The organism is Glycomyces buryatensis, assembly GCF_004912275.1.
Taxonomy (GTDB): Bacteria; Actinomycetota; Actinomycetes; order Mycobacteriales; family Micromonosporaceae; genus Glycomyces; species Glycomyces buryatensis.
Genome location: NZ_STGY01000007.1, coordinates 169,256 through 181,992 on the forward strand (window position 1 = coordinate 169,256; position 12,737 = coordinate 181,992).

At 68.0% G+C, this 12,737-nt stretch carries 10 protein-coding genes; 5 read left to right on the forward strand and 5 right to left on the reverse strand.

Annotated elements, in window-relative coordinates; all coding sequences use genetic code 11:
• Positions 1 to 65: 65 nt before the first annotated feature.
• Positions 66 to 1,301: a CynX/NimT family MFS transporter gene (locus FAB82_RS03005; protein ID WP_136533050.1), complete on the reverse strand. Its 1,236-nt coding sequence runs from the start codon at positions 1,299 to 1,301 to the stop codon at positions 66 to 68.
• 234 nt (positions 1,302 to 1,535) lie between these two features.
• Between FAB82_RS03005 and FAB82_RS03010 the strand changes: the two genes are divergently transcribed.
• From FAB82_RS03010 to FAB82_RS03020, 3 genes are all read left to right on the forward strand, one after another.
• Positions 1,536 to 2,204: a FadR/GntR family transcriptional regulator gene (locus tag FAB82_RS03010; protein WP_136533051.1), complete on the forward strand. Its 669-nt coding sequence runs from the start codon at positions 1,536 to 1,538 to the stop codon at positions 2,202 to 2,204.
• A gap of 123 nt (positions 2,205 to 2,327) precedes the next feature.
• Positions 2,328 to 2,789 carry an RrF2 family transcriptional regulator gene (locus tag FAB82_RS03015; RefSeq protein ID WP_136533052.1) on the forward strand — a complete coding sequence of 154 codons (462 nt, stop codon included), beginning with the start codon at positions 2,328 to 2,330 and terminating at the stop codon, positions 2,787 to 2,789.
• Positions 2,790 to 2,859: 70 nt separating this feature from the next.
• On the forward strand, positions 2,860 to 3,777 hold the full coding sequence (locus FAB82_RS03020; RefSeq protein ID WP_136533053.1) for a YihY/virulence factor BrkB family protein: 918 nt from the start codon (positions 2,860 to 2,862) through the stop codon (positions 3,775 to 3,777).
• Positions 3,778 to 3,834: 57 nt separating this feature from the next.
• Here FAB82_RS03020 and FAB82_RS03025 read toward each other — a convergent pair whose 3' ends face one another.
• The 4 genes from FAB82_RS03025 to FAB82_RS03040 form a co-directional block, all read right to left on the reverse strand.
• Positions 3,835 to 7,548: a rhamnogalacturonan lyase family protein gene (locus FAB82_RS03025; RefSeq protein WP_136533054.1), complete on the reverse strand. Its 3,714-nt coding sequence runs from the start codon at positions 7,546 to 7,548 to the stop codon at positions 3,835 to 3,837.
• 293 nt (positions 7,549 to 7,841) lie between these two features.
• Positions 7,842 to 8,639 (reverse strand): rhamnogalacturonan acetylesterase, encoded by a 798-nt coding sequence (locus FAB82_RS26845; protein ID WP_168801392.1) that lies wholly within the window; start codon positions 8,637 to 8,639, stop codon positions 7,842 to 7,844.
• Between the two features lie 388 nt (positions 8,640 to 9,027).
• Complete coding sequence (locus tag FAB82_RS03035) at positions 9,028 to 10,098, reverse strand: PLP-dependent cysteine synthase family protein (RefSeq protein WP_136533055.1); 1,071 nt, start codon at positions 10,096 to 10,098, stop codon at positions 9,028 to 9,030.
• A complete protein-coding gene (locus tag FAB82_RS03040) occupies positions 10,085 to 10,558 on the reverse strand; it encodes an Lrp/AsnC family transcriptional regulator (RefSeq protein WP_136533056.1) in 474 nt (157 codons plus the stop codon). The genes FAB82_RS03035 and FAB82_RS03040 overlap by 14 nt, the downstream gene beginning before the upstream one ends.
• A gap of 258 nt (positions 10,559 to 10,816) precedes the next feature.
• Here FAB82_RS03040 and FAB82_RS03045 point away from each other — a divergent pair, with 258 nt between their 5' ends.
• Positions 10,817 to 11,035, forward strand: a complete 219-nt coding sequence (locus tag FAB82_RS03045) for a BldC family transcriptional regulator (protein ID WP_136533057.1) — start codon at positions 10,817 to 10,819, stop codon at positions 11,033 to 11,035.
• Positions 11,036 to 11,443: 408 nt separating this feature from the next.
• A partial coding sequence (locus tag FAB82_RS03050) for a glycoside hydrolase family 6 protein (protein ID WP_136533058.1) occupies positions 11,444 to 12,737 on the forward strand: 1,294 nt, incomplete at its 3' end.

Genomic DNA, 12,737 nt, shown 5'->3' on the forward strand with positions numbered 1-12,737 from the left:
CCTCCTGACCTACCACCCCAGTGTGGTCTACAGCACTATCGTGACACGCACGAGGGGGACTCTCGCTATCGGGGGCTGGTTTGGGCCAGTTCGTCCTCGATGTAACGGTCCCTGGTCATGTACAGGCCGGCGGCGAAGTGGACGGCGATGAGCACGAAGATCAGCGTGAACGGCCCCGTCCAGGTTCCGGACAGTCCGTAGAGCCAGCCGACCGCGAACGGACCGACGCCCGCGATGAGGTAGCCGCCCGACTGGGCGAACGCCGACAGCGCGGTCGTCCCGGCCGGAGTCCGCGCCCGCAGCCCGAACAGCGTCAGGATCAGCGGGAACACCGATACCGCGCAGCTGAGGATCATCACCCACAGCCAGGTCAGCGCGCCGCCGCCGCCCAGCCAGATGCCGAGCGCCCCCACCGGATAGCAGGCGACCAGCGCGTAGAAGATGCCCCGCTGCTGGCGGTGGCGCGCCGCCAGGGCCGGAATGACGAATGCCAGCGGGATCTGCACCAGCGTGAACAGACCCAGCATCGCGCCGGCCGAGGCCGCGCTCATGCCGCCGGTGCGCAGCATCGCGGTCATCCAGCCCATGAAGCTGTAGGCGATCGCCGACTGGGTGCCGAAGGCCAGCAGCATCGCCCACGCCAGCTTGGAGCGCCACACCCCTTGCAGCCGGGCGCCGCTCTGCCGCGCCTCGCCCGGCCCGGCCGGGGCGCGCCACAGCAGCCACGGGACGACCGCCAGCAGCGCCGGGACCGCCCACACGGCCAGCGCGACGCGCCAGTCCCCGGTGAGGCCCGCGATCGGGACGGTCGTAGCGGCGGCGACGGCGGTGCCGATCGACAGGGACGCCGAGTACGCGGTGGTCATGCGTCCGATGTGGCCGGGGAAGTACTCCTTGACGATCGTCGGCACCGCGACATTGCCGACCGCGCCGGCGGCGAGCGCGAGGAGGCTGAAGAGCAGGAACAGCCAGGTGTGCCCGGCGAAGGCGCGAACGACCAGGCCGATGCTCATGCCGACCAGGGCGACGGTGATGACCCCGCGGGCGCCGAAGCGTCGGATCAGGCGCGGGGCGAGGGCGCCGAGCCCGGCGAAGGCGACGACGGGGAGGGTGGTGAGAATTCCGGCGACGGTCTCGGACATGCCGAGGCCGCTCTGCAGCTCCGACAGGAGCGCGCCGACGCTGGTGACGGCGGTGCGGAAGTTGAAGGCGGCGAGGACGACCCCCGCGATGAGCATCCAGACCCCGGCTATCGACCTGTGCGCGGATTCGGGTGCCTTCAGGTCGACGGCGACGGCCATGCTCGCGCCCCTCCTCGGGTGTTCGGATCCGGAATACGCTGTCTCGCCCATCGGTATGCGGAGGGGGCCGGTTGAGCAGGCGAGATACAGTTACATCGATTCATAGGATGAATTAACGGCCTGTCAACGGTATCGCGACAAGCCTCTGCTTTAATCCTTCTAGTGTTGGGAAACACGGGAACCCCCAGGCGTGCGCCCGCGCCGCCGAAATGCACCGAGAGGTCAGGTCCGACAGTGGCATTGCAGTCGACGCGCAAGTCCGCCCTCGTCGATCAGGTAATCGATCAGCTGCGCCAGCAGATCAGCGACGGCGAATGGGGCCTCGGCTCACGCATCCCCACCGAGAGCGAGCTGGCCGAACTCCTCGGCGTCGGACGCAACACCATCCGCGAAGGCGTCCGCGCGCTCGCCCACGCCGGACTCCTGGAGATCCGGCAGGGGGCCGGGACGTTCGTCGTCGGCCGCTCCGAGGTCACCGCGGCCGTGCGGCGCCGCATCGCCGCCAGCCCCGCCTCCGACGCGATGGAAGTCCGCCGCGGCCTCGAAGTCGAGGCCGCCCGCCTCGCCGCCCACCGCAGGGACGACGCCGACATCACCCGCCTGCGCATCCTCCTCGCCGAACGCGAGGCGACCCACGAGGTCAACGACACCGAGGCGTTCATCGCCGCCGACATCGCCCTCCACCAGGCCGTCGCCGAGGCCAGCCACAACAAGCTGCTGGCCGAGCTGTACGCCGAACTGGCCGACTCGATGCGCGAGACCGTCCGGGCCGGCATCGGCGACAACCTCGCCGAGGACCCCCACGTCGACCACACCCGCGCGGTCGATGCGATCATCGCCGGCGATCCCGACCTCGCCGCCACCGAGACCGCCAAGTACCTGCGCGAGCTCATCGACGACTGACGCGAACCCGCCGCAGGCCCCACAGAGATACAGTCATAACGCACCCCCACGGGGTGCGGCCCGTGAACGCGTCGCTCTGCGGCGCCACCGGATCCTGAACACCGCAGAGCCCAAGGAGTCCTCATGCGCCTGTCCGCCCGCGTCGACTACGCCCTCAGGGCCGCCGTGGCCCTCGCCGGCTACGGGGATCGATGGGTGTCGGCGGAGCAGATCGCCGAGGACCAGGAGATCCCCCGCAAGTTCCTGGAATCGATCCTGCTGCAACTGCGGCGCGGCGGCATCGCCGCCTCCAAGCGCGGCTCCGAGGGCGGCCACCAGCTGTCCAGGCCGGGCGACCAGATCAGCCTCGCCGACGTCATCCGGGCCGTCGACGGCCCCCTCGTCGGCGTCAGAGGCGAACGCCCCGAAGAGGTCCCGTACTCCGGCACCTCCCGCGCCCTGACGAACGTGTGGGTCGCGCTGCGGGTCTCGGAGCGAAACATCCTCGAATCGGTCTCCCTCGCCGACGTCGCCGCCGACGACCTCCCCACCTCCGTCACCAAACTCCTCGAAGACCCCGACGCCTGGGTCATCCGAGGGAACTGAGCGCCTCCGCCACCAGGCATCCCCCGGGCATTGGCGCACACCGCCGGGCCGACTTTGACACAATCTCCTCGTGAAGTTCCCTGACCTGGGGGCCTGGTGGGATCGCGTCCTGGCAGCGGCCCGCCGCCGCTCCAACCTGGTCGACCACTCCTGGCGCACCCAGGAGCGCTACTTCGAGGTCCACGGCGGACAACTGGCCGCCGCCATCTCCTACTACGCCTTCTTCGCCGCGTTCTCCATGTCGCTGCTGGCACTGGCGCTGTTCGGGTACCTGCTCGACTTCCCCAACATCTACGAGACCGTCGAGAAATGGCTCGCGACGAACCTCCCGGTCATCGATCTCGGCGTGCTGGAGCGGTCGCGGGGGTCCGTCACGATCGTCGCGGCCGTCGCGCTCGTCGTCGCCGGGGTCGCGTGGGTCCAGTCGGTGCGCGCGGGGATCCGCACCATCTGGGGACTCGAGGCCCAACCGGGCAATCCGTTCCTGCGCTGGGCCATCGACCTGATCATCCTCATCGGCGTCTCGCTGCTGCTGCTCATCACCATCGGCGCCACCGCCTCCGCCGAGGTCGTCCTCGCCTGGCTCGACCTCGACGAGGTCACCGGGAACCTCGCCCTGCTCGTCCGCGCCGTCTCCGTCCTGGTCGGACTCCTCGCCAACGCCGCGCTGGCCGCCGTCCTGCTCCAGGCCCTCCCCCGGGTCGTCATGCGGCCCAGGCGGGTCGTCTGGGCCTCGCTGGCGGTCTCGATCGGCATGGAGCTGCTCAAGACGGTGGGCCGCATCTACGTCCTGCACGTGTCCGACCGGCCCGCCTATCAGGCCGTCACCACCGCCGTCGGCCTCCTCATCTTCATGTACCTGTTCAACGTGCTGCTGCTCATGGCCGCGGCGTGGACGGCGACGTCCAAGCGCGGCACCGCCGTCGACCTCTACGACCGGGGCCGAATCCCCAACGGGCACGGCCCGGTCGCCGAGAAGCCCGACTAGGACGCGGCGGCCCGGACTCCGTGGAGAGTCCGGGCCGCCGCCTCACTTGTTCACGGTTCAGGCCTTGGCGCACACCTCGCCGTTCAGCACGAACATGCCCGCATTGTCCGGATCTCCCGTGCCGTTGAATCCGACCTGGACGGTCTTCCCGGGCTTGATCTTCTCGTTCCAGACCTCCGGGTCGACGCTCACGGAGCCGCCGTCCGGGGTGATGACGGCGCCCCAGTCGGCCGTGACGGTCTCGGCGCCGGACTTGAACACCAGGTCCCAGTCCTCGATCGCCCCTTCGCCGGTGTTCTCGACCTTGATCTGGACGACGAAGCCGCTGTCCCAGTCGGCCACCACCTTGTACTCCACCGAGCAGCTGCCGTAGGCGTACGGTGCCGAGGTGTCCGGCCCGTCGCCGGTATAGGTGATCGCGGCCTGACCGGCCGACTCCATGTCGAATCCGATGAAGTAACTCGGCCACGGCGGCTGGTTGTACGACTCGTTCTGCCAGGCCAGCGCCAGGCGGTACTGCGGGTCGTGCGCCAGCGTCGGCAGCGAGTAGTCGGTCGGAATCGTGGTGGTGTAGATCCGGACGCCGTCATCGGTGTCGCGGCGCAGGACGATCTCCTCGCGCCAGTCGCCCAGGATGTCGCCGGTCAGCGCCGCATTGCCCTTGGTGCCGCCCGAGGTGTGCACCCCTTCGGGGGTGAAGATCTCCTCCTGCTCGCCGGTCTCAGCGTTCCATTCGGCCACGTACGGGTAGATCGGGACGTAGTCGGGCTCGTTGAACTCGTGGTCGAAGATCTCGCGGCCCAGGTCGCCGTCCCACCAGACCACCGAGTTCGCGGACGGGATGGTGTTGGAGATGAGCGTGCCGTCGGCGGCGCGCATCTCGCCCGCGCGCGAGTTCCAGGCGCCGTCGGCGTTGACCGCCCAGCACTCGGCCCCCGCGTGGCCGGGGTCGATGTCGCCGCAGGTGCCGCGGCCGGTGTCGCGCGTGCCCGGCATCGACCAGAGCACTTCGCCGGTCTCGCCGTCACGCAGCGCCGCGGCCCGGTTGCCGCTGCAGCTCATGCACTCGAAGGGGCTGAAGATCTCCTGGCCGGGGTTGCTCGGGTCCAGGTCGGACACGTGCAGCGCGTCGCCGTGGCCGAGGCCGGAGCTGTACAGCGGCTCGCCGTCGTCGTTGACGGTCATGGCGCCGTAGACGATCTCGTCGCGTCCGTCGGCGTCGACGTCGGCGATGGACAGCTGGTGGTTGCCCTGGCCCGAGTACTGGGCGCCGTGGTCGGTCGACAGGAAGTGCCAGCGCTGGGTGAGGTTCTCGCCGTCCCAGTCCCACGCGGAGATCTCGGACTTGGTGTAGATGCCGCGGCTGGTGATCAGGCTCGGCGAGGTCCCGTCGAGGTAGGCCACGGCGGCCATGAGGCGGTCGCCGCGGTTGCCGTAGCAGTCGCCCCAGTCGCAGATGTCGCCGCGATCGGGCTGGTAGTCGACGGTGTCGAGCGCGGCACCGGTGGAGCCGTCGAACATCGTCAGGAACTCGGGGCCGGTGAGGATGTAGCCGCCCGAGTTGCGGTGGTCGGCCGCGGCGTCGCCGATGGCGGTGCCGGTCCCGTCGACGGTGCCGTCGGCGGTCTTGAGCGCGATCTCGCCCTTGCCGTCGCCGTCGAAGTCGTAGGCGCTGAGCGAGGTGTAGTGCGCCCCGGCCCGGATGTTCACGCCGAGGTCGATGCGCCACAGCCGTTCACCGGTGAGCGTGTACGCGTCGACGTAGACGTTGCCGGTGAAGCCGCTCCTCGAGTTGTCCTTGGCGTTGGTCGGATCCCACTTCTGGATGATCTCGAAGGCGCCGTCGCCGTCGAGGTCGGCCACGGTGGCGTCGGTCGGCACGTACGTGTAGTCCACGCCGTCGGAGGTGGTGCCGCCCGCGGGCCGGTCCATGTCGACGTCGATGTACTGCTCGGACCGGACGTCGATCGCGTCGCTGAAGCCGGTCTCCTCGCCGTCCTCCACCACGGAGACCCAGTAGGTCGAGCCGGAGGTTCCGGCGGCGTCGGTGAGGTTGGTGGCCTCAGTCGGCGCGTCGGTGACGAGCTCGCCGTCGCGGTAGACGTTGAAGGCGACGCCCGCCGGGTCGAGCCCTAGCCTGCGCCAGGACAGGTAGACGCCGTCGTCGGTCTGCACCGCGACCGGTGCGCGGTCGAGGTGCTCGATCTGGGCCGCGCAGTCGGTGCACGGCTCATCGGGCGTGTCGTCGGTGGCCGGGACGTCGCCGACACGGGTCAGCTCCAAGCCGTTGAGGTGCCCGGTCTGGCCGGTGACGGTGACGTTGAGCTGGCCGTCCTCGACGAAGATGCCGGAGAAGTCGTGGGTGGCGGTCGTCCGGGAGCCGGCGTTGGCCGCTCCGAAGTCGTCGCCCTCGAAGGCGACATTGGTGCGGGTGGAGCCGAGGTAGTCGCCGGTGGTGACGCGCACGGCGTAGTTGCCGTCGGGCACGTCGACGGCGAAGTCGTAGCTGCCGCCGAACCAGGCCACGAAGTCGCGGCCGAGCGGGTCGTCGCCTGCGCCCCGGTCGCGGTCGATCGCCGAGGTCATGTCGGTGGTGAATCCGTACCCAACATCAGATGTGTAGGCGCTGGAGCGGTTCACCTCGGTGTAGCCGTCGGCGACGACCTGGGAGGCGGGGCCGAAGTCGTACTTCCAGCCGGCAGTCGCGGTGGTGACCGAGAGGGTGTCGGAGTAGTCCGACTCGCCCTTGCCGTTGACGCCGGCGATCCGGAATTCGTAGTCGGTCGCCTCGCTCAGGTTGCCCACGGACGCGACGCCCACGGTGGAGGTGGCGCCGAGGCGCCAGTCGCCGCCGCTTTCGCGCACGTAGACGCGGTAGATGTCGGCGTCTTCGGCGGCGTCCCAATTGAGGGTGACGCTGGCGTTGGAGATCGTCGGCGCGGTCAGTCCGGTCGGCTTCGCCGGGACGCTGCCCGGCGGTGCCACGTCGACCACGTGCGAGGCCAGCGGCTCATCGAGCGCCTGGGTCCCCTCGGCGACGAGGCGGGCCATCTGGATGGCGCCGTACTCCTGGAAGTGGGTGTTGTCGGTGGTACCGGCCGGACGGTTGGGGTAGACCCCCGCCGGGACGTGCAGGAAGACCGACTTGGCCTCCTCGGGACCGATCTGGTCGAGGTAAGCGCGCGAGGAGGCCGACAGGTCGACCATCGCGACACCGGTCTCCTCGTGGAGCTCGTAGACCTTCTCGACGTACTCGGGGAACGAGGTGTTGAACTTGCCGGTCTCGGTGTTGTAGCTGAGGCGGGACACCGGGGTGACGAGGACCGGGATGGCGCCCTTCTCGATCGCGCCCGCGATGTAGTGGTCCCGCAGGTAGGTCTTGTAGTCCTCGGGCGAGGTGTAGCGCTCCGGAACGCTCTGCGTGGCGTCGTTGTGGCCGAACTGGACGAACAGGTAGTCGCCCGCCTGGATCTCGTTCAGGATCGTGTCGAGTCGGCCCTGCTCGATGAAGGACCGGGACGAGCGCCCGCCGATGGCGTGGTTGGCGATGGTGACGTTCTCGTCGAAGTACCGGTCGATCATCTGACCCCACCCGGCCTGGGGCTCCCAGTAGGGGTCGTAGGTCTGGACGGTGGAGTCGGAGGCGAGGTAGACGGTGATCTCGCCGTCCTGCGCCTGGGCGGGGTCGGCGGCCGCTATGAGGCCGCCGGCGGTCAACGCCGCCGCCAGGCCCGCGAGGGCGCGGCGCCATCGAGGAGTCATGGATTTCATATGCACTTCCACTGAGTTGAGGAGGAGGAAGGGTGTTGTCTCGAATTGTGGCGAATTCCCTGAATCGTTTCAATCTCGGGGTCGATACCCCGTTCATGGCCTGACTACAGGCAAGCGTTTGCTATTGAGAGGCACGTTACACGGCGGTGTCCCCTCGAGTCAATACATGTCGATTTATTGGCTCGCTGGCGCGTTTCTTCATGGCGCGCAGAGAAATGAGCGGGCCCGAGGGAGACCCCCGGGCCCGCTCAGTCGGGCGCGGACGGCCGGCACCGCCCGCCCGCGCCCGGGTCTCAGGAGCTGATCACGTGCTCGGAGATCGGCAGGTCCAGCTCGGCCGTGCCCTCGGAGACCAGGCGCGCCATCTCGTTCGCGCCGTACTCCTGGAAGTGGGTGCTGTCGGTCGCACCGTCGGGGTAGTTCTCGTACTCGCCAGCGGCCAGGTGCATGAACACGCCCTTGGCTGCCTCGGGGCCGATGCTGTTGAGGTAATCGCGCGAGCGCAGCCCCAGATCAATCGTGGCACAGCCGGTCTCCTCGACGACCTCGTAGACCTTCTCGACGTAGTCGGCGAACGACACGTTGAACTCACCCGTGGAGGAGTTGTAGTCCAGCCGGTTGACCGGGGTGAGGACCACCGGCGTCGCCTCGCGCTCGACCGCGCCCGCGATGTAGTGGTCCCGCAGGTACATCAGGTAGTCCTCGGGCGAGGTGTAGCGCTCGGGCTTGGAGTAGTCGGCGTCGTTGTGGCCGAACTGGACGAACAGGTAGTCGCCCGGCTGAATGACCTCCCAGATCGCGTCGAGCCGGCCGTTCTCGATGAACAGGCGGGTCGAGCGCCCGCCGATGGCGTGGTTGGCGACGGCGACCGTGTCGTCAAACCAGTTCGGGAGCATCTGGCCCCACCCGGTCATCGGGTAGCGGGAGGAGTTGTAGGTCTGAGCCGTGGAGTCCGAGGCGATGTAGATGGTGGGGGTGTCCTGGGAGATGTCGACGTCCGCGGCCGCCGCGGCCGGCGTCGCGGTGAATCCGACTCCCGCCGCGGCGACGGCCCCGCCGCCGACGATCCCGGCGAGCGTCCGTCGGCTCATCCTCTTGCCGAGGGGCCCGCCTGTCTGCTGTGTATTTCGCATTGCTGCTCCAGTTGTGAGTGATGACGGCCCACCACAGGGGGTGCGGCGAGCCACGCCAGGGGGTGTCGCTGTTGTGAATCGATTCAACGCCGCAAACCGGTTCGGCCAGAGGTGAACCGATTCGACGGAGTGAATCGAATCGATCGGAGCGTCGCCGCCCCCGGAGATCCCATCAGCCGTGCCGGGTGCGCAATGGGATTCAGAAAGTGACGTACTTCGATCGATCGTGGAGCATCGTATCGCGCTGCAAGCGCTAGCACAACCCCACAATGCATGGCAATTCAGCCCGAAACGCACGGCGACCCAGCGCGGTCCGCGTAGCGGATCGTCCTAAATGTCCCCGGGCTCAGGCCGGGAGCAGGGGCGCCAGGCGCTGCGCTGCGGCGGCCAGGTCGATGCCCTCGGACGCGATCCAGTCGTCGTCGAAATAGGTCGCGGCGTACCGCTCCCCCGAGTCGCACAGCAGCGTGACCACGCTGCCGGTCTCGCCCTTCTCGCGCATCTCGGCGATGATCCCGAGCGAGGCGACCAGGTTCGTGCCGGTCGAGCCGCCCAGGCGCCGGCCCATCCGTTCCGACGCCCACCGCAGGCACGCGATCGAGTCGGCGTCCTCGACCTTCACCATGCGGTCGATGAGTTCGGGCAGGAACGAGCCGGCGAAGATCGGCCTCCCGATGCCCTCGATGCGCGAGCCGCGCTCGGCCGTGGCTCCGCGGTTGCCGTCGCGCCACCCGGCGAAGTAGGCCGAATGCTCGGGGTCGACCACGCACAGCCGGGTTCCGTGGCAGCGGTAGCGGGTGTAGCGGCCGATGGTCGCCGAGGTCCCGCCGGTGCCCGCGCCGACCACGATCCAGGCCGGAACGGGGTGGGGCTCCAGGCGCATCTGCTCGAAGATCGACTCGGCGATGTTGTTGTTGCCGCGCCAGTCGGTGGCCCGCTCCGCGTAGGTGAACTGGTCCATGAAGTGGCCGCCGGTCTCGGCGGCGAGCCGCTTGGCCTCGGCCGTCGCGGCGGCGGGAGACGCGGTGAGGTGGGCCTTGCCGCCGTAGAACCCGATCTGCGCGATCTTGGACTTCGAGGTGGAGGCGGGCATGACGGCGTAGAACGGCAGGCCGAGCATCCGGGCGAAGTACGCCTCGCTGACGGCGGTCGAACCGCTGGAGGCCTCGACCACGGTGGTGCCCTTGTCGATCCAGCCGTTGCAGATCGCATAAAGGAACAGCGAGCGGGCCAGCCGGTGCTTGAGCGATCCGGTGGGGTGGACCGACTCGTCCTTGAGGTAGAGGTCGATCCCCCACTGTTCGGGAAGCGGGAACGGCAGCAAGTGAGTATCGGCCGAGCGGTTCGCATCGGCCTCCACTGTGGAGATGGCCCAATGGGTCCAGGAACAGTCGCGGGTGCGATCAATCGACTCCATGCGGGTCCTCCTCGCCGGGCACCGGCTGGGGCCGGTCCTCCCATTTGGTGGAGAGGGTGATGGTCGTGCGGGTCTGCGCGACACCGGGAATGGCGCCGAGCCGATGGATCAGGCGTTCGAGATCGCCCATCTTGGGAACGCGGACCTTGAGCTGGTAGCACTCGACCCCGGCGAGGAAATAGCACGATTCCATCTGCGGAATGGCGCGGAGGCGCTCGCAGATTTCGTTGTGGTCGGCGCTGTTGTCGGGGATGATGCCGATCAAGGCGGTGATGCCGAGCCCGATCGTCTCGGGGTCGATGACGGCCCGGTAGCCGGTGATGACGCCGTTCTTCTCCAGCTTGACGACCCGATCCTGGACCGAGGGGGCGGTGAGGCCGACCCGCCTGGCCAGCTCGGCATAGGAGGTCCGCCCGTCGGCGCGCAGGAGGTTCAGGATTGTCCGGTCGATCTCGTCCACTCGTTGAGGATAACCAGTGTCTCCGCATGGGATTCATGCCGACGCTTGAAGGCAGTTATCAGACAACGGCGCTATGGTTCCGACTCCACTCCCACTGGAGACGAATCGAGCCACTTGAGCATGGTCTTACGCCTGGTACTTTCAGGCAAAACCTACCGACCGAAAGTATGTCCAAGAACTCATGGCAGGTTTGACTGAATAGTGATGTAATGGGTTTAACCGCACGAAGTGAGTGTTCATCACGGGGAGGATGAAATCATGGAGACCGAGGACCGCCTACTAACGCCTGGCGAAGTTGCATCGCTGTTCCGCGTCGATCCGAAGACTGTGACCCGTTGGGCCGCAGCCGGTCGAATCGGAAGCATCCGCACGCCTGGTGGTCACCGGCGGTTCCGTGAGTCGGAGGTACGCGCGTTGCTCGAGGGCGACGCCGGCGCTACGGCCGCCTTCGAATCAGGGTCCACCGCCCAGCCATAGGCCTCAGCCGACTGGGTCGGAATTTCAGCTGGCGAGTTTCACCGCGGGGCCACAGCTCCGCGATCGAGAGAACTTGACACACAGGCACCGCGAACGCCGGTGCCGCGCAGCGCTCCCGGAGCAGGAAACAAACGGGATGCAGCGCGCGGCGGCCGGCGTTTTCCGTGCCCGAATCCAGAGTGCCGCATTCGAAGCCAGGGTCATAACGGAGCGAGACCGATTAAATACCCTATGTGCGACAGTTGCCGCTAATCCGGATTTAATGAGATTTGCCCCCTCATTACTCTTGACATCACAGGCATACATAGGCAAACTTCGATGTGCAAGTTGGGAGCGCTTCCGCGTCCACCCGGTACCCGCGGAGGCCCCCTGAAAGAAACCGGCCACCCCATCGAATCAGGGATTCAAATGACAGTACGTCGAAGCAATCACAGGAAGGCCGCGGTCGGTGCGATCACCGCGGCGGCTCTAGCCGCCGCCTCGATCGCCGCCGTCGCCGCCAACTCTGCGGGCGCCGAGGAGAACACCGACGAAGCCGACGTCGCGCAGGAGCGCGTCGACAATCCGTACGAAGGTGCGAACCTCTACGTCAACCCGATCTGGGCCGCCAATGCCGAGGCCAGCGGTGGCTCGGCCGTCGCGGACCAGCCGACGGGCGTGTGGATGGACCAGATCAGCGCCATCGAGGGGAACGACTCCCCCACCACCGGCAGCATGGGCATGCGCGACCACCTCGACGAGGCTCTCACTCAGGGCGCGGACACCATCCAGTTCGTCATCTACAACCTCCCCGGCCGCGACTGCGCCGCCCTCGCCTCCAACGGCGAGCTCGGGGCGGACGAGATCGACCGCTACAAGAACGAGTACATCGACCCGATCGCGGAGATCCAGGCCGACCCGGCTTACGCGGACATCAACATCATCAACGTGATCGAGATCGACTCGCTGCCGAACCTCGTCACCAACGTCTCGCCGCGGCCCACCGCCACGGAGAACTGCGACGAGATGCTGGCCAACGGCAACTACGAGGACGGCGTCTCGTACGCGGTGTCCACGCTGGCCGACGCGCCGAACGCGTACCAGTACCTCGACGCCGGCCACCACGGCTGGATCGGCTGGGGCGACGAGAACCCGGAGTACGACAACTTCAACGCCTCCGCGGTGCTCTTCGGCTCGCTCATCGGCCAGAACGAGATGACCGCCGACGACGTCTCCGGCTTCATCACCAACACCGCGAACTACTCGGTGCTGGAGGAGCCCTACTGGTCGGTGACCGACACCGTCGGCGGCATTCCGGTCGGCGACACCGGAGCGGGCGGCAGCCCGTGGGTCGACTACAACGACTACAACGGTGAACTGCCGTTCGCGCAGGGCTTCCGCGAGGCGCTGGTCTCGAACGGCTTCAACGCGGACATCGGCATGCTGATCGACACCAGCCGCAACGGCTGGGGCGGCGCCGACCGGCCCACCGGTACCTCGACCTCCGAGGACCCGATCACCTATGTGGACGAGTCTCGCATCGACCGCCGCATCCACAAGGGCAACTGGTGCAACCAGGCCGGTGCCGGCCTCGGCGAGCGGCCCACCAGCGCTCCCGCCGAAGGCATCGACGCCTACGTGTGGATCAAGCCCCCGGGGGAGTCTGACGGCGCCTCCGAGCCCATCGACAACGACGAGGGCAAGGGCTTCGACGAGATGTGCG

Excerpts from the sequence above, each read along its gene's own strand:
- FAB82_RS03005 (WP_136533050.1), bottom strand. The coding sequence starts at position 1,301 with ATGGCCGTCGCCGTCGACCTGAAGGCACCCGAATCCGCGCACAGGTCG.
- FAB82_RS03015 (WP_136533052.1), top strand. The coding sequence starts at position 2,328 with ATGCGCCTGTCCGCCCGCGTCGACTACGCCCTCAGGGCCGCCGTGGCC.
- FAB82_RS03025 (WP_136533054.1), bottom strand. The coding sequence starts at position 7,548 with ATGAAATCCATGACTCCTCGATGGCGCCGCGCCCTCGCGGGCCTGGCG.
- FAB82_RS26845 (WP_168801392.1), bottom strand. The coding sequence starts at position 8,639 with ATGAGCCGACGGACGCTCGCCGGGATCGTCGGCGGCGGGGCCGTCGCC.
- FAB82_RS03035 (WP_136533055.1), bottom strand. The coding sequence starts at position 10,098 with ATGGAGTCGATTGATCGCACCCGCGACTGTTCCTGGACCCATTGGGCC.
- FAB82_RS03045 (WP_136533057.1), top strand. The coding sequence starts at position 10,817 with ATGGAGACCGAGGACCGCCTACTAACGCCTGGCGAAGTTGCATCGCTG.